Raw genomic sequence first — 20,209 nt, forward strand, 5'->3', positions numbered from 1 at the left:
ACGTAAGGCTCCAGAGTGACGCCACTGGCACAAGAAGGAGCCGTTATGTTAATTCAGGTCGGGGAACTGGCGAAACGCGCCGGGATCACCGTGCGCACCTTGCACCATTATGAACAAACAGGGTTGTTGCTGCCTTCTGCCAGAAGCGCAGCAGGTTACCGGCTCTACAATCTGGCCGATGTTCAGCGTCTGCATATGATTCAGGCGCTGGCAAAGGCGGGGCTGGAACTTGCTGAAATCAGGGACTTTCTGGAAAAAGATTCACTCTCGTTATCAGAGCTGCTAGAGGCACAAATCCGCCTGCTGGATAAGCAGGTGCGCAGCATTACCACGCTGCGCGACAGGCTTGTGGATTTGCGTACCGGGCTTGATACCCATGAGGATCTCGATCTGGAGTCCTGGTTACAGACTCTGGAGTTAATGAACATGTATGATCGCTGGTTTAGCAAAGAAGAGTTACAGCAGTTGCCGTTTGCACAACACAAAGAGGCGCTGGCAGATATCTGGGCCGCTCTGGTTCAGGAGGCGAAAAGCCTGCTGGAGAATGACGTTGCGGTCACCGATCCCCGGGCGAGAGATCTGGCTACACGCTGGATGGAGCGTCTCGAGCAGGACACGGCGGGCAAACCGGAGTTTCTCACCCGTCTCAATGAGATGCACAGCGTCGAACCCCAGATGCGTGAGCAAACGGGGATCACGGCAGAGATGATGGATTACATTACCCGGGCCTTTGCCGAATCAAAGCTGAGCATCTGGCAAAACTACCTCACACCGGAGGAGATGGCCTTTACCCGGGCGCACTATTTTGATCGCATGATGGAGTGGCCGCCGCTGGTGGCGAAGCTGCACCAGGCCCAGACGGAAGACCTGGATCCCGCATCCGACGCCGCGCAGCAGCTGGCCGAAAACTTGCTGGCGTTGTTCCAGTCCTACGCGGGAACCAGCCCGGTGACGCAGCAAAAATTTCGCCAGGCGATGCAGCAGGAGCCGCATCTGATGAAGGGAACCTGGATGACGCCCGCTGTCCTTGAGTGGCTCCAGCAGGCGATCGGTATCATGATGCAGCGGCGAATGTCACAGATCCGCTAACGCTGCCTCGCGGTTCGGATAGAACGCCAGACGACCCGCAATGGGTTGCACCCCTGCGCGCGCCATGGTGCGCAGGGGCTGGAATTCGAGATTACTTACCCGCAGTTCACAGCCTTCCGGCAGGCGTTGCACAAAGCGCTGGAAGGCGTCCAGCCCGCCGGCATCCAGCACCGGAACCGCATCCCACTTCAGGACCACAATCCGTTTCCCCGCGATGCGCGACTCCAGCTCGCTGAATAACCCTTCGGCGGCGGCAAAGAACAGGGGGCCAATTACCCGCAGCACCAGCACGTCGTCCGGGACCGTGACGTTGACCGTCGCCAGCCGGGTCATGCGGGCAATGCGACGCATAAACAGCAGTGAGGCCAGCACAATTCCGACGCTAATCGCAATCACCATGTCAAAAAGCACGGTCAGCGACATGCAGATTAGCATCACGATGATGTCGTCCTTCGGCGCGCGGCGCAGCAGGTTCACCACTTTATGCGCCTCGCTCATGTTCCACGCCACCATCAGCAGCAGGGCCGCCATGGCCGACAGCGGGAGCCACGAGAGCAGGGGAGCCAGCACCAGCAGAGCGAGGATCACCAGCACCGAGTGAATCACTGCTGAGACAGGAGATGTCGCCCCGGCGCGGACGTTAGCCGCTGAACGAGCAATGGCCGCCGTGGCAGTGATCCCGCCAAAGAACGGGGCGATAATGTTCCCCAGCCCCTGGCCGACCAGCTCGCTGTTGGCTTTGTGTTTGGTGCCGGTCATGCCGTCCAGCACCACTGCGCAGAGTAACGACTCAATCGCCCCCAGCATCGCCATCGAAAAGGCGGCAGGCAGCAGGGCGCGCAGGGAGTCCCAGCTCAGGGTGAAGCTGGAGCCAGGCAGATTCCACGGCAGTATAAGTTGGGGCAACAGCTGCGGGATGCCGTTACCCTGGGAGCCATCCGCCAGCACATAGTGGAACTGCGAGCCGATAGTGGCGACGTGGCCGCCCAGCAGGTTCACCACCCCCATCACCCCACAGCCCAGCAGCAGGGCGGGCAGATGGCCCGGCAGGCGGATGCCCAGTCGCGGCCAGAGGATCAACGTGCCCAGCGTCACCACGCCGATCGCCGCATCTCCCGGGTTTGCCGTTGGCAGCGCCATCGCCAGCGCACCCACTTTTTGCAGGTAATGTTCCGGAACATGGGCCATCTGCAGGCCAAGGAAATCCTTGATCTGCATGGTCCCGATGGTGATGCCGATCCCGGAGGTAAAGCCCAGGGTCACGGAAAGCGGAATGTACTCAATCAGCCTGCCAAAGCGCGCCAGGCCGAACAAAATCAAAAATACCCCGGACATCAGGGTCGCCACCAGCAACCCGGCGAGGCCGAACTGCTGGGAAACCGGATAGAGGATCACCACAAAGGCGGCGGTCGGCCCGGAGACGCTAAAGCGCGACCCGCCGGTCAGGGCGATCACAATCCCGGCAACGGCGGCGGTGTACAGACCGTATTGCGGTGCCACACCGCTACCAATCGCCAGCGCCATCGCCAGTGGGATAGCAATAATGCCGACGGTGATCCCGGCGATCAGGTCACGGGTGAAGCGTGACAGGGTATATTTTTCGTTCCAGCAGGCGTCGATGAGGGCGCGGAAGGGCAGAACGTGAGAGGAAGCGTTTTTCACAATCATCATCCAGGTGCGCATCATCTGTCATATCAATGGCAGGTGAAGGAGGCATTAATCATACAAATAAATACCACAGACAAAAAAACCCGCCGTAGCGGGTTTTCAGACTGCGTCCGATTAGTGTTCGAACATTGCAGAGATAGATTCTTCGTTGCTGATACGACGAATCGCTTCGGCCAGCATCCCGGACAGGGTCAAAGTACGCACGTTTGGCAGCGCTTTGATTTCGTCGCTCAGTGGGATGGTGTCACACACCACAACTTCATCAATGACGGAGTTGCGCAGGTTGTTCACTGCATTGCCGGAGAAGATCGGGTGAGTCGCGTAAGCGAATACGCGTTTAGCACCACGCTCTTTCAGCGCTTCGGCGGCTTTGCACAGAGTGCCGCCGGTGTCGATCATGTCGTCAACCAGCACGCAGTCACGGCCAGCAACGTCACCGATGATATGCATCACCTGAGAAACGTTAGCGCGTGGACGACGTTTGTCGATGATCGCCATGTCGGTATCGTTAAGCAGTTTGGCGATAGCGCGTGCGCGAACCACACCGCCGATGTCCGGAGAAACCACAATTGGGTTATCCAGGTTCAGCTGCAGCATGTCTTCCAGCAGGATTGGGCTGCCGAATACGTTATCAACCGGAACGTCGAAGAAGCCCTGGATCTGCTCGGCATGCAGGTCAACCGTCAGAACGCGGTCAACGCCAACACTGGAGAGGAAATCAGCGACAACTTTAGCGGTAATTGGCACACGTGCGGAACGGACGCGACGGTCCTGACGGGCATAACCAAAGTAAGGAATAACAGCAGTGATACGGCCAGCGGAAGCACGGCGCAGGGCATCGACCATGACAACCAATTCCATCAGGTTGTCGTTAGTTGGAGCACAGGTGGACTGGATGATGAAAATATCACCACCGCGTACATTTTCGTTAATTTGTACGCTGACTTCGCCATCGCTAAAGCGACCTACGGCGGCGTCGCCAAGAGAAGTGTACAGGCGGTTGGCAATACGTTGTGCTAGTTCCGGGGTGGCGTTACCAGCAAAAAGCTTCATATCAGGCACGAGAAGAACCTCAGGCATGCGTCCAGTGGTGGATAGTTCGCCGTAAACTGTGCGGGCCAGGCGAATGCTATCCAGGCGGTGTATTAAAGAGCGCGATGCAACGTCTGGAACAGGGTGACGTTGTCACCGAAACTCAGGTTGCGCCAGAATGGCCTGCTGCAGCGGGGAGACGTTCATACCACGCGCTACGAAACCATGCAGCCACTCTGGAGCCAGCTCGAGCACCTGACGTGCAGCGGATTCCGTATCAAATTCAGCAAAGACACAGGCCCCTGTGCCAGTCAGGCGCGACGGCGCGTATTCTAACAGCCAGGAAAGCGCGACATCAACCTCGCGAAAACGTTTTCTTGCGATAACCTCGCAATCGTTGCTGAATTCACAGTTTAATAACGTTTCTATTGACCTTATTGGGGTATCGCGTGGAAGGTCCGGATCTTTAAAGATAACCGGGGTCGGAATACTGACGCCCGGGTGGGCCACCAGATACCATTTTTCTGCGGGTTCGGCCGGAGAGAGGATCTCGCCCACTCCTTCAGCAAAAGCTGCATGCCCGCGGACAAACACCGGCACGTCGGCCCCAAGCGTCAGCCCGAGCGCGGCCAGTTCATCCACCGTAAGATCGCAGCCCCACAGATGGTTCAACACCACCAGCACGGTAGCAGCGTTAGACGACCCGCCGCCGAGCCCGCCGCCCATTGGCAGACGTTTCTCGACGCTGATATCGGCGCCACTACCTGCTGGCAGACGCCCTGACTCTTGCGCGGCGCGCATCAGCAGACGGGCGGCGCGCACGATCAGGTTATCCTCATCGGCCACGCCTTCGACTGGCGTCAGGAGACGGATCTGCCCGTCATCGCGCAGTTCAATGGAGATCGTGTCGCCGTAGTCAACAAACTGAAACAGCGTCTGCAGAGTGTGATACCCGTCAGCACGCTGTCCGGTGATGTATAAAAACAGGTTCAGTTTCGCGGGCGAAGGCCAGTGGGTCATCATTTGACAATCCAGTTATCCATCTTCAGCTTAATGCGCTGGCTGCCTTCGGTCAGCTCCAGGCTGGATGGCAGGGCCGGTTTGCTGTTGCTGTCGTAGCCGCCGTAGACCACTTTCCAGCTTTTACCGTTCTGGCTGTAGTTCACTTCGCTGAGGCGATACTGGTCATCGAGTTTATAGTCTGTGGCGTCACCCGGCAGGCCGAGGATCCACTGACGCAGGCTGGTGATTGGAATAGGCATCCCGGTCAGCTTGCCGATCATCTCTTCGGCATCGGTGCCGGTGTATTTCTTGCCTTTATTGTCGGTAACTTGTGCGCTGCCAGGCTGGGCAATCAGTTCCATTTCCGTGCTGCCAAGCGGGTTCAGCAGCAGCAGGCGGTAGCGATCCTGGCCGGTCTGCTGCCAGAAGAAGCGGGCGTACACTTTCTGCTGATCCGACAGATAAGCAAAGGCGCCGCGGGTTTGATACTGGTTTAACGCACGCACCTCTTGCTGATGCTGGCGCCACTGTGGCGAATCGGGGCTTTTGCCCGGCCCTTTCGGCGGCGTAATGGAACATGCGGTCAGCACCAGCGCGGCCAGGGGCAGCAGGCGAATCAGTCTGGTCATAATGATGGCAAATCCTTGAGATACGTGGCAGTTATATCGCTTAATGCTAGCGCCCGCATGCCGCAGCGTCTACGCTCATATTGTCTTAAATCATGAAATTAGCGTGGGGCACCTATTACTCCGAAAGGGGGCGGTCTCTTTTATTGATCTCGCGCATCCTGTATGATGCGGCCTGCTAACCTTATTAACGCTGGTACTACTCCCGCTCATATGACCCTTTTAGCACTCGGTATTAACCACAAAACAGCCCCGGTATCACTGCGAGAACGTGTGACGTTTTCGCCGGACACGCTCGACCAGGCGCTGGAAAGTCTGCTTGCCCAGCCGATGGTGCAGGGGGGCGTGGTGTTGTCAACGTGCAACCGTACTGAGCTCTATCTCAGCGTTGAAGAGCAGGACAACCTGCATGAAGCGCTGGTCCGCTGGTTATGCGAATACCACAATCTGAACGAAGACGAGCTGCGCAACAGCCTGTACTGGCATCAGGATAACGATGCGGTCAGCCATCTGATGCGCGTGGCCAGCGGTCTCGATTCGCTGGTGCTGGGCGAGCCGCAGATCCTCGGCCAGGTCAAAAAAGCCTTTGCCGATTCGCAAAAGGGCCACCTCAAGGCCAGCGAGCTGGAACGTATGTTCCAGAAATCCTTCTCCGTCGCCAAGCGAGTGCGAACCGAAACCGACATTGGCGCCAGTGCCGTTTCGGTTGCTTTCGCTGCCTGTACCCTGGCGCGACAAATCTTTGAATCGCTCTCCACGGTCTCGGTACTGCTGGTGGGCGCGGGCGAAACCATCGAGCTGGTGGCGCGCCATCTGCGCGAACACAAAGTCAAAAAGATGATGATCGCCAACCGCACCCGCGAACGTGCCCAGGTGCTGGCGGATGAAGTGGGGGCGGAAGTGATCGCCCTCAGCGACATCGACGCCCGCCTGAGCGAAGCGGATATCATCATCAGCTCTACCGCCAGCCCGCTGCCGATCATCGGCAAAGGCATGGTGGAGCGCGCCCTGAAATCCCGCCGTAATCAGCCGATGCTGCTGGTGGACATCGCCGTTCCGCGTGATGTCGAGCCTGACGTCGGCAAACTGGCGAACGCCTATCTCTACAGCGTGGATGACCTGCAAAGCATCATTTCGCACAACCTTGCCCAGCGTAAAGCGGCAGCGGTGCAGGCGGAGACGATCGTCGAGCAGGAAACCAGCGAATTTATGGCCTGGCTGCGCGCGCAAAGCGTCAGCGAGACCATTCGCGAGTACCGCGGTCAGGCGGAACAGGTCCGAAATGAACTGACAGCCAAAGCGATGGCGGCCCTTGAACAGGGCGGCGATCCGCAGGTCATCATGCAGGAGCTGGCATGGAAACTGACCAATCGCCTGATCCATGCCCCAACCAAATCACTTCAACAGGCCGCCCGTGACGGGGACGACGAACGCCTGAACATTCTGCGCGACAGCCTCGGGCTGGAATAGCGCGCCATACCCATTTTATTATTATAAGGTGCACTTACGCCTATGAAGCCCTCTATCGTCGCCAAACTGGAAGCATTGCACGAGCGCCATGAAGAAGTTCAGGCGCTGCTCGGCGATGCCGCAACCATTGCCGACCAGGAACGTTTTCGCGCTCTTTCGCGCGAGTATGCGCAATTAAGTGATGTTTCAAAATGCTTTACCGACTGGCAACAGGTTCAGGAAGATATTGAAACCGCGCAGATGATGCTCGACGACCCGGAAATGCGCGAGATGGCGCAGGAAGAGTTGCAGGACGCCAAAGTCCGCGCGGAAGAGATGGAGCAACAGCTGCAGGTGCTGCTGCTGCCAAAAGATCCGGACGATGAACGCAACGCCTTTGTCGAAGTTCGCGCCGGGACCGGCGGGGACGAAGCGGCCCTGTTTGCCGGGGATCTGTTCCGCATGTACAGCCGCTATGCCGAATCCCGCCGCTGGCGCGTGGAGATCATGAGCGCCAACGAAGGCGAACATGGCGGCTATAAAGAAGTGATCGCCAAAATCAGCGGTGACGGGGTATACGGTCGTCTGAAGTTTGAATCCGGCGGCCATCGCGTGCAGCGCGTCCCGGCCACTGAATCTCAGGGGCGTATTCACACCTCCGCCTGCACCGTGGCGGTGATGCCCGAGCTGCCGGAAGCCGAACTGCCGGACATCAACCCGGCAGATCTGCGTATCGATACCTTCCGCTCCTCCGGCGCGGGCGGTCAGCACGTTAACACCACCGACTCCGCGATCCGTATTACCCACCTGCCAACCGGCATTGTGGTTGAGTGCCAGGACGAACGTTCCCAGCACAAAAACAAAGCCAAAGCATTGTCGGTGCTCGGGGCGCGTATTCACGCCGCGGAAATGGCCAAACGCCAGCAGGCCGAAGCCTCCACCCGTCGCAACCTGCTGGGCAGCGGCGATCGCAGCGATCGCAACCGCACCTATAACTTCCCGCAGGGCCGCGTTACCGATCACCGCATCAACCTGACCCTTTACCGTCTGGATGAGACCATGGAGGGCAAGCTGGACTCCCTGATCGAACCTATCGTGCAGGAGTACCAGGCCGATCAGCTGGCGGCGCTGGCAGAGCAGGATTAATGGATTTTCAGCACTGGCTACAGCAGGCGATTAGCGCACTGGCGGGAGGCGAAAGCCCCCGTCGTGATGCGGAGATCCTGCTGGAGCATGTGACGGGCAAAGCGCGCACCTGGATTCTCGCCTTTGGTGAAACCGAGCTCACTGCCGACCAGCAGGCTCAGCTTGACCAACTCCTGGCCCGCCGCAAGACCGGCGAGCCGGTGGCGCACCTGGTGGGGGAGCGTGAGTTCTGGTCGCTGCCGCTGTATGTCTCGGCGGCTACTCTGATCCCCCGTCCCGACACCGAGTGTCTGGTGGAGCAGGCCCTGGCGAGACTGCCCGCCACGCCTGCACGTCTTCTCGATTTAGGTACCGGCACCGGGGCCATTGCCCTGGCGCTGGCCAGTGAGCGTCCGGATTGTCAGGTTACCGCCGTGGATGTCATGCCCGATGCGGTGGCGCTGGCACAGCGCAATCTTGCGCGTCTGGCGCTGCCTAACGTCACGGTGCTGCACAGCAGCTGGTTCACCGCCCTCGGCGATCGGCAGTTTGAGATGATCGTCAGCAACCCGCCCTACATTGATGAAGCCGATCCGCATCTTGCCGTAGGCGATGTGCGCTTTGAACCGCGCAGCGCCCTGGTTGCTGGCGATCATGGCCTGGCCGATCTCAGCCATATCATTACTCAGTCTCGCCAGCACCTGGTGAGCGGCGGCTGGCTGTTGCTGGAGCACGGCTGGACCCAGGGTGAAGCCGTGCGTGCGCTCTTACTGCAGGCCGGTTTTGACCAGGTTGAAACCTGTCGCGACTATGGCGGCAATGAGCGTCTGACCTTGGGCAAACGGCCATGAACAGCTTCTCTGTGCTGATTACCTTGCATCTGGCCGCCGTCACCCTCACCATCAGCTTTTTCGCGCTGCGTTACTGGTGGCGTTACAGCAATAATCAGCTGATCAACGCCCGCTGGGTCCGCATTCTGCCGCACTGCATTGACACCGTACTCTTTGTGTCGGGTGCGGGGTTAATGTGGGTAACGGGTTATCTGCCGTTCACCGATGACGGTGCATGGCTGACTGAGAAGCTGTTTGGCGTTATCATCTACATCGTTTTGGGTTTTATTGCGCTGGGGCGTCATCGTCCGCGCAGCCAGCAGGTGGGGTTTATCGCCTTTCTGCTGGGGCTGGTGGTGCTGTACATCATCATTAAACTCGCCACCACAAGAATACCGTTACTGGGGTAAGTCATGGAGTCCTTGGCCGATTTCGAATTTAACAAAGTGCCGTTGTGCGATGGAATGATCAAAGTATCAGAGATGATCCGCGATGATTTCATTTCACAATATGTCTACGACGAGCTGGAGAACCTGGTGAGTCTGGCGCGTGAAGAGATAAGTCAGGCGCGCCCGCAGGACTGGCAACTGGAGAAACTGATTGAGCTGTTCTACGGCGAATGGGGCTTTTGCGATACGCGTGGCGTGTATCGACTCTCCGATGCCCTGTGGCTCGATCAGGTACTGAAAAACCGTCAGGGTAGCGCTGTCTCCCTGGGGGCCATTTTATTATGGGTGGCGCACCGCCTGGATATCCCGCTGGTGCCGGTCATCTTCCCGACGCAGATGCTGCTGCGTGCCGAGTGGCTTGACGGCGAAATGTGGTTAATCAACCCGTTCAATGGCGAAACCCTCGACGATCATACGCTGGATGTCTGGCTGAAGGGCAACATCAGCCCGATGGCAGAGCTCTACAACGAAGATCTGGACGAAGCGGATAACGCTGAAGTGGTGCGCAAGCTGCTGGACACCTTAAAATCGGCGCTGATGGAAGAGCGGCAGATGGAACTGGCGCTGCGTGCCAGCGAGGTGCTGCTGCAGTTTAACCCGGAAGATCCGTATGAGATCCGCGACCGTGGTCTGATCTACGTCCAGCTCGAGTGCGACCACGTCGCGCTGACTGATTTGAGTTATTTCGTTGAGCAGTGCCCGGAAGATCCGATCAGCGAGATGATTCGCGCGCAGATTAATTCCATCGCGCATAAACAGATTACACTGCATTAATCTTAACTCCGATTCACCCTGAATAAGGCGATTCTATGAAACAAAAAGTGGTTAGCATTGGCGATATCAACGTGGCGAACGACCTGCCGTTCGTGCTGTTCGGCGGCATGAACGTTCTGGAATCCCGCGATCTCGCGATGCGTATCTGCGAACACTACGTGACCGTGACCCAGAAGCTGGGCATCCCGTACGTGTTTAAAGCCTCTTTTGACAAAGCCAACCGCTCCTCTATTCACTCTTACCGTGGCCCGGGCCTGGAAGAGGGGATGAAGATTTTCCAGGAGCTGAAGCAGACCTTTGGCGTGAAAGTGATCACCGACGTCCATGAAGCCAGCCAGGCGCAGCCTGTGGCCGACGTGGTTGACGTGATCCAGCTACCCGCGTTCCTTGCCCGTCAGACCGACCTGGTCGAAGCGATGGCGAAAACCGGTGCCGTTATCAACGTGAAAAAACCGCAGTTCGTGAGCCCTGGCCAGATGGGGAACATCGTTGATAAGTTTATCGAAGGCGGTAACGACCAGGTGATCCTGTGCGACCGTGGCGCTAACTTCGGTTACGACAACCTGGTTGTGGACATGCTGGGCTTCAGCGTGATGAAGAACGTCTCTAACCAGTCGCCGGTGATCTTCGACGTGACCCACGCCCTGCAGTGCCGCGACCCGTTTGGCGCAGCCTCCAGCGGCCGTCGTGGTCAGGTTACAGAACTGGCGCGCGCCGGTATGGCAACCGGTCTGGCAGGCCTGTTTATCGAAGCGCACCCGGATCCAGCCAACGCGAAATGCGACGGCCCGTCCGCGCTGCCGCTGGACAAGCTGGAGCCGTTCCTGAAGCAGATCAAAGCGATTGACGACCTGGTTAAGAACTTTGAAGAGCTGGATACGTCCAACTAATCCAGACAATGAAAAAACCCGCCTCGGCGGGTTTTTTTATGCCCGGCGGCGCTGCGCTTGCGCGGGCCTACGGGGACGATTTTCTCCCTCTCCCTGTGGGAGAGGGGCGGGGTGAGGGCATCACGCAAATATCGTCATCAGATAGGCTGCAAACAACGCCATATGCGCTGCGCCGTTAAGCACATTGGTGCGCCCGGTGGAGAACGAGATCTGGCACAGCAGCAGCGACGCTACCATTACAATCATCTCTGGCGCTCCCAGGCTGAAATGCAGATCGTTCCCGGTCAGGAAGGCAATCAGCGTCACCACCGGAACGGTCAGGGAGATGGTCGCCAGCACCGAACCAAAGAACAGGTTCATCGCGCGCTGTACCTGATTGTTCAGCACCGCACGCAGCGCCCCCAGCCCTTCCGGGGAGAGAATTAACAGCGCGACCAGGAAGCCGGTAAAGGCCACCGGCGCGTTCAGCTCGGTCAGCAGCGTTTCCAGCGGGTTAGCATTCATCTTGGTGACGGCGATAACCGCAATCAGATGCACGACCAGCCAGATAGTGTGCCACAGGCTGCTGTGGGCGGACGGCTTGCCGTGGTGCGGGTCATCGTCGTCGCCCTCATCTTCATGCTCATACACGAACAGGCTCTGGTGCGTTTTGGTCTGGATCAGCAGGAATACGCCGTACATCGCCGCTGAGATCAACGCCACCAGCAGGGCCTGTCCGGTCGTAAAGTTGCCGCCCGGCAGTGCCATCGGGAATACCAGCACGATAATCGCCAGCGGGAACAGGGCGATCAGATACTGCTTAATACCAAACAGGTTCAGGTACTGGGTTGCGAATTTGCGCCCGCCCAGCAGCAGTGAGAAGCCAACCAGCCCCCCGGTAACAATCATAATGATGGAGTAGAGCGTATCGCGCATCAGGGTCGGCGCCGCGTCACCGGTCGCCATCAGGGCGGAAATGAGGCTTACTTCGAGAATAACGACGGAAAGACTTAAAATCAGCGAGCCGTAGGGCTCTCCCAGCCGGTGGGCCAGCACGTCGGCGTGACGGACAACGCTGAAGGCGCTGCTCAGAATACCAACAAGTGCCAACATATTGATGCCGATGACCACTGGCAGTGACTGACTACTTCCCCAGAAGAGCAGCACGGCCAGGGCCAGCACCGGGAAAATGAGAGACGTCTCCTTATGACGGGTTTTCACCGTCTCGAGTGCGGTTGTCATGTAATTCTCCAGAGTTGCAGGTGCTTATAATTGTAGACAGAAAAAGAGGACGTTAAATTAACAGATTACTGTTAAATCTTAGTTATCTTTTACCTAATTTTACGGTATGAAGTCATTATGGGTTGAGATTGCCATAATAAGACATTTTTATTAAATATAGTCTTAATAACAGCTAATTAAGAAAAAGAATTATCCGATTATTAATTTGACTGGAAGCCTCGGCCATCGTCGACCACACTTATTAATTGATTAAAAAGAGGGGTTTGACATGCCATACAAATCGAAAAGCGATTTACCGGACAACGTTAAGCACGTACTGCCGGCACATGCTCAGGATATTTATAAAGAAGCCTTCAACAGCGCCTGGGATCAGTACAAGGATGAAGAGGACCGCCGGGGGGATGCCAGTCGGGAGGAGACCGCGCACCGCGTGGCCTGGGCGGCAGTGAAGAATGACTATGAGAAGGGTGATGATGATAAGTGGCACAAGAAGAAATAGCGCCAGCCTGATTGCCTGTGTTTATTAGTTTGCACCCTGCGCTTTGACTTTTGTGGCGGTTGCGCTATCGCTGTATTGCACCCGGCGAGTTTATTGCATATCGTCACGGTACTGCTTTCTAATTGAGCAGTAAAAAGACCCGGAAGGTTCATAAAAGTGTGCGCAGGGAAGCAGGCAGTGGCGGAGGTGCAATATGTTAACGCGTGATTTTCTTATGAAGGCTGATTGTAAAACGGCTTTCGGTGCGATTGAAGAATCGCTGCTGTGGTCAGCCGAACAGCGTGCGGCATCGCTGGCGGCAACGCTGGCCTGTCGCCCGGACACCGGTCCGGTGTGGCTCTTCGGCTACGGTTCCCTGATGTGGAACCCGGCACTGGAGTTTGTCGAATCGGCCACCGGCACCCTGCCGGGCTGGCACCGCGCATTCTGTCTGCGCCTCACCGCCGGTCGCGGCAGCGCCTGCCAGCCAGGTCGTATGCTTGCACTGAAAGAGGGCGGGCGCACCACCGGCGTGGCCTATCGGCTGCCGGATGCGATGCTGGAAGAGGAGCTGGCCCTGCTGTGGAAGCGTGAGATGATCACCGGCTGCTATATGCCGAGCTGGTGCAAGCTGGAACTTGATGACGGACGCACCGTTAATGCGCTGGTGTTTATTATGGACCCGCGCCATCCCCTGTTTGAAGCCGACACCCGGGCACAGGTTATTGCCCCGCTGATTGCCGCGGCCAGCGGTCCGCTCGGCACCAATGCGCAGTATCTCTTCTCCCTCGATCAGGAGCTGACGCGACTGGGTATGCGGGATGATTGTCTGAATGAGCTGGTATCGCGCGTGCGGGCCTTGCTCGACGGCAGCCAGCCCGACAGTCCGATGAGTGCGAGCTTCGCCTGAAAAAACGCCCGGTGGCCTTGTGGACACCGGGTAAACATTAAATGCGGAAATGTCCGGCGGTTTCAGCCAGCTCGCCTGCCTGACCCTGCAGGGCGCTGGCCGCGGCGGCCGACTCTACCACCAGTTCGGCGTTCTGCTGCACCATGCTGTCGAGGTGGGTTACCGCCCGGTTAATCTCCTGAATACCTTTCATCTGTTCGCTGGTGGCGACGGTGATCTCCCGCATGATCCCCGACATGCTGCCGATGCTGGTGACAATCTCATCCATACTCTGGCCGGCCAGGTGCACATAGCGTGAACCGGTCGCCACGCTGTCGGTGGTGGAGTCGATCAGGCTTTTGATCTCTTTTGCCGCCTGGGCGCTGCGGCTGGCGAGGCTGCGCACTTCACCTGCGACAACTGCAAAGCCACGACCCTGTTCACCCGCCCGCGCCGCTTCAACCGCCGCGTTGAGGGCCAGAATATTGGTCTGGAAGGCGATGCCGTCGATCACACTGGTGATATCGCCAATTTTGGTCGAGGCGGCTTCGATGGACTGCATGGTGGTGATCGCCCGGGAGACCACGCTCCCGCCGCGGGTGGCAGCCTCGGAGGCTTTTCCCGCCTGCTCGTTGGCGATGGCGGCCGATTCGGTCGACTGAGCGACGGAGGCGGTGATCTGCTCCACGGCGCTGGCGGTTTCACGCAGGCTGGAGGCGGCCCGCTCGGTACGGCCAGAGAGATCCTGGTTCCCGGCGGCGATCTCCTGGGCGGCGTTTTTCACCGAGGCGCTGGCGTCACGCAGCTGCACCATCACCACCGAAAGTTTGTCGCTGAAGGCGTTAAAGGCATGGGCGATCTGAGCCACCTCATCCTCGCCTTTCTCCGGCAGACGCTGGGAGAGATCGTTGGTGCCGTTGGCGATGGCGTGCATCGCATCGCGAATGTCCGACAGGCGCTTCAGCAGGCGGGCAATCACAAAATGCACCACCACGGCGCTGAGCAGGACCAGGATCACCAGCGACAGGGAAGAAGCTTTCAGCAGGGTGCGCATCCCGGAGGTGGCATCATCGCTGTCGAGAGCAACGACCAGCTGCCACTGGGTTCCGGCAATCGGGGTGGCGGCAAAGGTTTTGCTCGCGTCGTTAAACTGGCCTTCGGCGTTCTTGCCGCTCTCGAGTGCATTCAGATCGACGCCGGTAATGACATCGGTGAAGGCTTTCAGGGTCAGGGCAGGGTCGTTGGCGGCGATCACCGTCCCGTCACTGTCAATCAACAGCCCGCTGCTGGCCGGGGTCGGACGAATGCCGCGCACGTTGGCGATCACGCTGTCCATCGCCACGTCACCCGCCAGCACGCCTTTCAGCTCGCCGTTCTCTTTCACCGGCACCGCAAAAGTGACCACCAGCTTCTTAGTGCCGGTATCGACATAAGGGGCAGTGACGATAGCCCGATCTTCTTTCACCGCCTGCTGATACCACGGACGGATAGTCGGATCGTAGTCGGCAGGCACGCCGTCCGGATTGGAGAACTTCGCGGTTTTGCTGGCATAGCCGACATAGACGTTGATGAACCCGCCCGCCTGCGCCAGCTGTTTAAACATCGGCACCGGATCGTCGCTCAGGGCGACGCTCTGCAGGGAGTTAATAATAGTGGTTTTGCTGTTAACCCAGTCGGCGATTGCCAGGCTATGGCTGGCGCTGGTGCTGGCCAGCATATCGCGTTGCGATTGTTGATTGTCCTGGCGCGTGACCTGGAAATTAATCACGGTATTCAGAAGGAGCGCGGCGATCAGACATCCGACCGTCGCCGCAATAATACGAGCGCGAATTGACCTGAACATAATGTAATACCTGCTGTGTTGTTGTAAGAAGCCTATCGGCATCGGGCAGGCAAACTTGATGCTGGAACCGCGCTCATAAGAAAAAAATATTTCAGTTAAAGCATTATTAGAAAGTTAATAGTTTATCCGCGGATAACGTCCACTGCGCCAGCTCCACCAGAGTGCCGATTTCCACCCCGTCAATCAGCGGCAGGGCACTGATGCCGCGGCCGTCGGTGCAGGTCTTGCACAGTTTCACCGGCACGTTTTGCGCGGTCAGGATCTCCAGCATCTGCTGAATGTTATACCCCTCGGCAGGCTTCTGGCCGCGCAGCCCGGCGGTCACCGCGTCGGACATTAAAAACAGTCGCAGATCCAGGTCGGTTTCCTGCTCGCGTAAAGCAATCGCCAGCCGCAGGCTGTTAAACAGGGATTCACTGCCATAGGCCGCCCCGTTGGCGACTATCACGATCTTCTGCATCTTGACTCCTGAAAGGTAAAAAGGCATGAAAATTGCTTCTCTCAGTCAAACACTGACCCGGGAGAGGAAGCATGACTAACATCACCGGTGCCACCGAATGGTTTCAGCACGCCCGACTGATGCGTAAACAGCAGCTGTGCAAACTGGCGCAGTTGGGCCAGCTTGTCAGCCGGATCAGCCATCTTGCGCACATGCTACAGTGCGAGCGCGGGGCTTCCAACATCTGGCTCTGTTCTCAGGGCACGCTGTATGCCCTGGAGTGTAAAGCCAGCCGCGCGCTGGTGGACGAGCATCTCCGGGCGCTGCACCAGGCTCTGGGTACGCCGCTGATGGCCAGCGGTGCCCTCAGTGAGCGGGTAGGGAATGCCCTGCAGAGCCTGGAGCAACTTCCCGCCCTGCGCGAGACGATCACCGCCTGCGCGCTGCCCGCCGATGTGGCGATGGAGCGCTACAGCCGCACCCTGCGCAACCTGCTCAGTATCGTACCCCAGCTCAATGACAGCATTGACGATCCGCAACTCGCCGGCAGGTTTGTTGCCCTTTACAGCCTGATGCAGGGCAAAGAGCTGGTCGGCCAGGAGCGGGCGCTGGGGGCGATAGGCTTTACCCAGGGCTTTTTCAGCGAGGAGATGCGCCAGACCCTGGTGGATCGTATCGACGGCCAGCAGGCCTGCTTCGAGATCTTTCTCTCCCTGACGCCTGCCAGCCTGCATGACCATTTCAGCCTCAGCGTGCCGGGGGCCGAAACCGAACAGCTGCGCCGCCTGGCCTGCACCCGGCAGCCCGCTGCTGATAAGGGCGTGCTGGCGCTGCACTGGTTCTCATTGCAGACCGAACGTCTCGAACATCTGCGCGGCCTCGAAGAGATGCAGATTGCCGATCTGATGCTGGCGGTGGAGGCCCTGATTGGCCAGGCCGATGAGGATTTACCTGAGGAGCCGCCGTCGCAGGAGCCGCTGTCTCTTTATCCGCAAAAACCGCTCCTGCCCCTGGTGCGCCAGCAGGCCCGGGAGATCGAACAGCTCTCCCGCCAGCTGGCCTCAATGCGCGACACCCTTGAGGAGCGCAAGGTAATCGATAAGGCCAAAAGCGTGCTGATGACCCATCAGCAGATGAGCGAGGAGCAGGCCTGGTGCCAGCTGCGCAAGATGGCGATGGACAAGAACCAGCGGATGGTGGATATCGCCCGGGCGCTGCTGACGGTGAAGGCGCTCTGGCAACAGTAGATGCACTTCCGCTGGGCAACGCTTGCATGGTTGAGGTGCGTTCCCGCTGTCCGCTGGCATAAAATGCCCGGATTCTAAGAGGTTAAAAGCTGGCATCCCCTTTGCATTATTGAATTAACAATTTGAGACGACGCGCCAACGGCGGTGCGACGATCTTCAGGATAAAGGCGTCCTGCAGTGCTTCGGCACTGCCGGGCGCTTTTTTTTGGCTTTTTTCAGGAGTGAGCATGGTGGAATGGACAAGGCGGCGTTTTTTACAGGCCAGCGCGCTGGCAGGCGGGGCGCTGATATTACCGGGCGTCATGCAGGCGGCATGGGCCGCAGGCTCCGATAAACCGGAACTCGAGACGGTGCGCGTGGGCTTTATCCCGCTCACCGACTGCGCGCCGCTGGCGATCGCAGCATATAAAGGGTTCGATAAAAAATATGGCTTCACCCTGGTGCCCACCAAAGAGGCCAGTTGGGCGGCGGTGCGCGACAAGCTGGTGGCCGGGGAGCTGGATGCCGCGCACATTCTCTATGGCCTGCTGTACGGTCTGGAGCTGGGTATCGCCGGCAAACCTAAGCCGATGGCCAACCTGATGACCCTCAACCAGAACGGCCAGGCGATCACCCTGTCGAGCGATCTGGCCCAACAGGGCGTGCGCGACGTCGAGGGTCTGAAGAAGCTGATCGGCCAGCAGGCGCCGGGCACCTACACCTTCGCCCATACCTTTCCCACCGGCACCCACGCCATGTGGCTCTACTACTGGCTGGCCAGCGCGGGCATTAACCCCTTTGACGACGTGCGCACCGTGGTGGTGCCGCCGCCGCAGATGGTGATGAACATGCGTATCGGCAATATGGTCGGCTTCTGCGTCGGCGAGCCGTGGAACGCCCGGGCCATTAACGATCGCATCGGCTTTACCGCCGCCACCTCCCAGTCCATCTGGCCGGAACACCCCGAGAAGATCCTCGGCACCCGTCAGGAGTGGGTTGACGCCCACCCCAACACCGCCCGGGCGCTGGTCAGTGCCCTGCTGGAGGCCCAGCGCTGGATCGACGCCTCGCCGCAGAACAAACAGGAGACCGCTCAGCTGTTGTCCCGCCGCGCCTGGCTCAACACCAAAGAGCAGTACCTCACCGGGCGGATGCTCGGTGAGTACGACAACGGGGTGGGGCAGCGCTGGCAGGATGCTCACCCGATCCGCTTCTTTGAGGACGGGGCGGTCAGCTACCCGTGGCACTCCGACGGAATGTGGTTCCTGACCCAGTTCCGCCGCTGGGGGCTGCTGAAAACCGACCCGGACTACGCCGCCGTTGCCCAACGCATCAACCGCACCGACGTCTGGCAGGACGCCGCCACCGCAGTGGGGGGTATTCGCGCGCCATCCTCGCCGCTGCGCAGCAGCACCCTGATGGACGGCACCGTCTGGAACGGCACCGATCCGAAGGGTTACGCCAACCGTTTTGCCATTCATCGTACAGGGGCCTGATATGAAAAAAGTTAACACCAAAGCGGCACCCGCTGCGCCGGTCAGCGGAGAAGTGATCGCCCTGCCACCGGTGCAGGTGCGCCGCCGCACACCCGCGTTTGCTCGCCGGATCAACGACCTGCTGCAACGTCTTATTCCGGCGCTGCTCGGTCTGGGGCTACTGGTCATCGCCTGGCAGCTGGCGGCCATCAACAGCAAAGGCTTCCCGACCCCGCTCAGCACGCTGGATTCAGCCATCACCCTGTTTGCCGACCCGTTCTACCGTGACGGGCCGAACGATATGGGGGTGGGCTGGAACGTGCTGGCCTCGCTGCAGCGTGTCGCCATTGGCTTTGGCCTGGCGGCACTGGTGGGTATCCCGCTCGGCTTTATGATCGGTCGCTTTACCTTTCTGGCCCGCATGTTTAACCCGCTGATCGCGCTCCTGCGCCCGGTCAGTCCGCTGGCCTGGCTGCCGATTGGCCTGCTGCTGTTCCAGAAAGCGGAGCCCGCCTCCAGCTGGACCATTTTTATCTGCTCGATCTGGCCGATGGTCATCAACACCGCCGAAGGGGTGCGCCGTATTCCCGAGGACTACCTCAACGTGGCCCGGGTCCTGCAACTCTCCGAGTGGACGGTGATGCGCCGCATTCTGTTCCCCGCCGTGCTGCCTGCGGTGCTGACCGGGGTACGCCTCTCCATCGGCATCGCCTGGCTGGTGATCGTTGCCGCCGAGATGCTCACCGGGGGCCTGGGGATCGGCTTCTGGATCTGGAATGAGTGGAACAACCTCAACGTCGAAAACATTCTCATCGCCATCGTCATTATCGGCGTGGTGGGTTTGCTGCTGGAGCAGGGGCTGATGCTGATCGCCCGCCGTTTCAGCTGGCAGGAAAAATAAGGAGCGCACATGAAACCATTAATTCAGGTCCAGGCCGTCAGCCAGCGTTTTTCCACCGCCAGCGGCGAGTTTCTGGCGCTGCAGAATGTCTCTTTTGATATTCACGAGGGGGAGACCGTCAGCCTGATCGGCCACTCCGGTTGCGGCAAATCGACGCTGCTGAACCTGATCGCCGGGATCACCTTGCCGACGGAAGGCGGGCTGATCTGCGACAACCGCGAGATCGCCGGGCCGGGTCCGGAGCGGGCGGTGGTGTTCCAGAACCACTCCCTGCTGCCGTGGCTCACCTGCTTCGACAACGTGGCGCTGGCGGTGGATCAGGTGTTCCGCCGCAGCATGAGCAAGGCCGAGCGCCGGGAGTGGATCGAACACAACCTCGATCGGGTGCAGATGGGGCACGCCATCCACAAGCGTCCGGGGGAGATCTCCGGCGGGATGAAGCAGCGGGTCGGCATTGCCCGCGCCCTGGCGATGAAGCCGAAAGTGCTGCTGATGGATGAGCCGTTCGGCGCGCTGGATGCCCTGACCCGTGCCCATCTGCAGGATTCAGTGATGAAAATTCAGCAGGAGCTCAACACCACCATCGTGCTGATCACCCACGACGTCGACGAGGCGGTGCTGCTCTCGGATCGGGTCCTGATGATGACCAACGGCCCGGCGGCGACCGTCGGCGAGATCCTGCGCGTCGACCTGCCGCGCCCGCGTAACCGGGTGCAGCTGGCGGAGGAGAGCCGCTATCACCATATGCGCCAGCAGATCCTCCATTTCCTCTACGAAAAACAGCCGAAAGCGGCCTGAGGAGC

Annotated in this window: 20 protein-coding genes; 13 read left to right on the forward strand and 7 right to left on the reverse strand. The window is 59.1% G+C overall.

Annotated features, from left to right (window positions below; translation table 11 throughout):
- The first annotated feature begins 45 nt into the window (after positions 1 to 45).
- Positions 46 to 1,089: a MerR family transcriptional regulator gene (locus tag LG383_RS06280; RefSeq protein WP_225758589.1), complete on the forward strand. Its 1,044-nt coding sequence runs from the start codon at positions 46 to 48 to the stop codon at positions 1,087 to 1,089.
- Here the strand turns inward: LG383_RS06280 and dauA are convergent.
- The 4 genes from dauA to lolB all read right to left on the reverse strand — a co-directional run bounded on the left by dauA (position 1,075) and on the right by lolB (position 5,420).
- Positions 1,075 to 2,751: a C4-dicarboxylic acid transporter DauA gene (dauA, locus tag LG383_RS06285; protein WP_166185320.1), complete on the reverse strand. Its 1,677-nt coding sequence runs from the start codon at positions 2,749 to 2,751 to the stop codon at positions 1,075 to 1,077. The two genes, LG383_RS06280 and dauA, sit on opposite strands and share 15 nt — an antisense overlap.
- Positions 2,752 to 2,871: 120 nt before the next feature.
- The gene (gene prs, locus LG383_RS06290; RefSeq protein ID WP_003856663.1) at positions 2,872 to 3,819 is read right to left on the reverse strand and encodes a ribose-phosphate diphosphokinase; all 948 of its coding nucleotides are present in this window, start codon (positions 3,817 to 3,819) and stop codon (positions 2,872 to 2,874) included.
- Positions 3,820 to 3,942: 123 nt separating this feature from the next.
- A complete protein-coding gene (gene ispE, locus LG383_RS06295; RefSeq protein ID WP_225758590.1) occupies positions 3,943 to 4,812 on the reverse strand; it encodes a 4-(cytidine 5'-diphospho)-2-C-methyl-D-erythritol kinase in 870 nt (289 codons plus the stop codon).
- Positions 4,809 to 5,420, reverse strand: a complete 612-nt coding sequence (lolB, locus tag LG383_RS06300) for a lipoprotein insertase outer membrane protein LolB (RefSeq protein WP_106993219.1) — start codon at positions 5,418 to 5,420, stop codon at positions 4,809 to 4,811. Before lolB ends, ispE begins: the two co-directional genes overlap by 4 nt.
- Before the next feature lie 210 nt (positions 5,421 to 5,630).
- Between lolB and hemA the strand changes: the two genes are divergently transcribed.
- From hemA to kdsA, 6 genes are read left to right on the forward strand one after another with little or no spacing between them, the layout of a single operon-like run.
- The gene (gene hemA / locus LG383_RS06305; protein ID WP_225758591.1) at positions 5,631 to 6,887 is read left to right on the forward strand and encodes a glutamyl-tRNA reductase; all 1,257 of its coding nucleotides are present in this window, start codon (positions 5,631 to 5,633) and stop codon (positions 6,885 to 6,887) included.
- Between the two features lie 42 nt (positions 6,888 to 6,929).
- A complete protein-coding gene (prfA, locus tag LG383_RS06310) occupies positions 6,930 to 8,012 on the forward strand; it encodes a peptide chain release factor 1 (protein ID WP_106993217.1) in 1,083 nt (360 codons plus the stop codon).
- Positions 8,012 to 8,842 (forward strand): peptide chain release factor N(5)-glutamine methyltransferase, encoded by an 831-nt coding sequence (gene prmC / locus LG383_RS06315; protein WP_225758592.1) that lies wholly within the window; start codon positions 8,012 to 8,014, stop codon positions 8,840 to 8,842. The genes prfA and prmC overlap by 1 nt, the downstream gene beginning before the upstream one ends.
- The gene (gene sirB2 / locus LG383_RS06320; RefSeq protein ID WP_106993215.1) at positions 8,839 to 9,231 is read left to right on the forward strand and encodes an invasion regulator SirB2; all 393 of its coding nucleotides are present in this window, start codon (positions 8,839 to 8,841) and stop codon (positions 9,229 to 9,231) included. The genes prmC and sirB2 overlap by 4 nt, the downstream gene beginning before the upstream one ends.
- A 3-nt stretch (positions 9,232 to 9,234) precedes the next feature.
- The gene (gene sirB1 / locus LG383_RS06325; RefSeq protein WP_166182726.1) at positions 9,235 to 10,044 is read left to right on the forward strand and encodes an invasion regulator SirB1; all 810 of its coding nucleotides are present in this window, start codon (positions 9,235 to 9,237) and stop codon (positions 10,042 to 10,044) included.
- A gap of 35 nt (positions 10,045 to 10,079) precedes the next feature.
- Positions 10,080 to 10,934, forward strand: coding sequence for a 3-deoxy-8-phosphooctulonate synthase (gene kdsA / locus LG383_RS06330; protein ID WP_106993213.1), 855 nt, complete (start codon positions 10,080 to 10,082; stop codon positions 10,932 to 10,934).
- Positions 10,935 to 11,054: 120 nt separating this feature from the next.
- Here the strand turns inward: kdsA and chaA are convergent, their stop codons facing one another.
- Positions 11,055 to 12,155: a sodium-potassium/proton antiporter ChaA gene (chaA, locus tag LG383_RS06335; RefSeq protein ID WP_106993212.1), complete on the reverse strand. Its 1,101-nt coding sequence runs from the start codon at positions 12,153 to 12,155 to the stop codon at positions 11,055 to 11,057.
- Between the two features lie 268 nt (positions 12,156 to 12,423).
- Between chaA and chaB the strand changes: the two genes are divergently transcribed.
- Both chaB and LG383_RS06345 read left to right on the forward strand, forming a co-directional pair.
- Positions 12,424 to 12,654 carry a putative cation transport regulator ChaB gene (gene chaB, locus LG383_RS06340; RefSeq protein WP_166182724.1) on the forward strand — a complete coding sequence of 77 codons (231 nt, stop codon included), beginning with the start codon at positions 12,424 to 12,426 and terminating at the stop codon, positions 12,652 to 12,654.
- Positions 12,655 to 12,847: 193 nt separating this feature from the next.
- Positions 12,848 to 13,543 (forward strand): gamma-glutamylcyclotransferase, encoded by a 696-nt coding sequence (locus LG383_RS06345; protein ID WP_225758593.1) that lies wholly within the window; start codon positions 12,848 to 12,850, stop codon positions 13,541 to 13,543.
- A gap of 37 nt (positions 13,544 to 13,580) precedes the next feature.
- Here LG383_RS06345 and LG383_RS06350 read toward each other — a convergent pair whose 3' ends face one another.
- Both LG383_RS06350 and ychN read right to left on the reverse strand, forming a co-directional pair.
- Complete coding sequence (locus LG383_RS06350) at positions 13,581 to 15,365, reverse strand: methyl-accepting chemotaxis protein (RefSeq protein WP_225758594.1); 1,785 nt, start codon at positions 15,363 to 15,365, stop codon at positions 13,581 to 13,583.
- 106 nt (positions 15,366 to 15,471) lie between these two features.
- Positions 15,472 to 15,825 (reverse strand): DsrE/F sulfur relay family protein YchN, encoded by a 354-nt coding sequence (ychN, locus tag LG383_RS06355; RefSeq protein WP_225758595.1) that lies wholly within the window; start codon positions 15,823 to 15,825, stop codon positions 15,472 to 15,474.
- A gap of 71 nt (positions 15,826 to 15,896) precedes the next feature.
- Between ychN and nasR the strand changes: the two genes are divergently transcribed.
- The 4 genes from nasR to LG383_RS06375 all read left to right on the forward strand — a co-directional run bounded on the left by nasR (position 15,897) and on the right by LG383_RS06375 (position 20,204).
- Positions 15,897 to 17,051, forward strand: a complete 1,155-nt coding sequence (gene nasR, locus LG383_RS06360) for a nitrate regulatory protein NasR (protein ID WP_225758596.1) — start codon at positions 15,897 to 15,899, stop codon at positions 17,049 to 17,051.
- A gap of 227 nt (positions 17,052 to 17,278) precedes the next feature.
- Positions 17,279 to 18,526 (forward strand): CmpA/NrtA family ABC transporter substrate-binding protein, encoded by a 1,248-nt coding sequence (locus tag LG383_RS06365; RefSeq protein ID WP_225758597.1) that lies wholly within the window; start codon positions 17,279 to 17,281, stop codon positions 18,524 to 18,526.
- Position 18,527: 1 nt separating this feature from the next.
- Positions 18,528 to 19,406, forward strand: coding sequence for a nitrate ABC transporter permease (gene ntrB / locus LG383_RS06370; RefSeq protein WP_106993206.1), 879 nt, complete (start codon positions 18,528 to 18,530; stop codon positions 19,404 to 19,406).
- A 9-nt stretch (positions 19,407 to 19,415) separates the two neighbouring features.
- Positions 19,416 to 20,204: an ABC transporter ATP-binding protein gene (locus tag LG383_RS06375; protein ID WP_225758598.1), complete on the forward strand. Its 789-nt coding sequence runs from the start codon at positions 19,416 to 19,418 to the stop codon at positions 20,202 to 20,204.
- The last annotated feature ends 5 nt before the right edge of the window (positions 20,205 to 20,209 follow it).

Source organism: Leclercia sp. Marseille-Q4284 (assembly GCF_916618945.1).
GTDB lineage: Bacteria > Pseudomonadota > Gammaproteobacteria > Enterobacterales > Enterobacteriaceae > Enterobacter > Enterobacter tamurae.

What these genes read in the sequence shown, in the direction of transcription:
- LG383_RS06280 (WP_225758589.1), top strand. Translation starts at nt 46, where the DNA reads ATGTTAATTCAGGTCGGGGAACTGGCGAAACGCGCCGGGATCACCGTG.
- ispE (WP_225758590.1), bottom strand. Translation starts at nt 4,812, where the DNA reads ATGATGACCCACTGGCCTTCGCCCGCGAAACTGAACCTGTTTTTATAC.
- lolB (WP_106993219.1), bottom strand. Translation starts at nt 5,420, where the DNA reads ATGACCAGACTGATTCGCCTGCTGCCCCTGGCCGCGCTGGTGCTGACC.
- hemA (WP_225758591.1), top strand. Translation starts at nt 5,631, where the DNA reads ATGACCCTTTTAGCACTCGGTATTAACCACAAAACAGCCCCGGTATCA.
- prfA (WP_106993217.1), top strand. Translation starts at nt 6,930, where the DNA reads ATGAAGCCCTCTATCGTCGCCAAACTGGAAGCATTGCACGAGCGCCAT.
- prmC (WP_225758592.1), top strand. Translation starts at nt 8,012, where the DNA reads ATGGATTTTCAGCACTGGCTACAGCAGGCGATTAGCGCACTGGCGGGA.
- sirB2 (WP_106993215.1), top strand. Translation starts at nt 8,839, where the DNA reads ATGAACAGCTTCTCTGTGCTGATTACCTTGCATCTGGCCGCCGTCACC.
- sirB1 (WP_166182726.1), top strand. Translation starts at nt 9,235, where the DNA reads ATGGAGTCCTTGGCCGATTTCGAATTTAACAAAGTGCCGTTGTGCGAT.
- kdsA (WP_106993213.1), top strand. Translation starts at nt 10,080, where the DNA reads ATGAAACAAAAAGTGGTTAGCATTGGCGATATCAACGTGGCGAACGAC.
- chaA (WP_106993212.1), bottom strand. Translation starts at nt 12,155, where the DNA reads ATGACAACCGCACTCGAGACGGTGAAAACCCGTCATAAGGAGACGTCT.
- chaB (WP_166182724.1), top strand. Translation starts at nt 12,424, where the DNA reads ATGCCATACAAATCGAAAAGCGATTTACCGGACAACGTTAAGCACGTA.
- LG383_RS06345 (WP_225758593.1), top strand. Translation starts at nt 12,848, where the DNA reads ATGTTAACGCGTGATTTTCTTATGAAGGCTGATTGTAAAACGGCTTTC.
- LG383_RS06350 (WP_225758594.1), bottom strand. Translation starts at nt 15,365, where the DNA reads ATGTTCAGGTCAATTCGCGCTCGTATTATTGCGGCGACGGTCGGATGT.
- ychN (WP_225758595.1), bottom strand. Translation starts at nt 15,825, where the DNA reads ATGCAGAAGATCGTGATAGTCGCCAACGGGGCGGCCTATGGCAGTGAA.
- nasR (WP_225758596.1), top strand. Translation starts at nt 15,897, where the DNA reads ATGACTAACATCACCGGTGCCACCGAATGGTTTCAGCACGCCCGACTG.
- LG383_RS06365 (WP_225758597.1), top strand. Translation starts at nt 17,279, where the DNA reads ATGGTGGAATGGACAAGGCGGCGTTTTTTACAGGCCAGCGCGCTGGCA.
- ntrB (WP_106993206.1), top strand. Translation starts at nt 18,528, where the DNA reads ATGAAAAAAGTTAACACCAAAGCGGCACCCGCTGCGCCGGTCAGCGGA.
- LG383_RS06375 (WP_225758598.1), top strand. Translation starts at nt 19,416, where the DNA reads ATGAAACCATTAATTCAGGTCCAGGCCGTCAGCCAGCGTTTTTCCACC.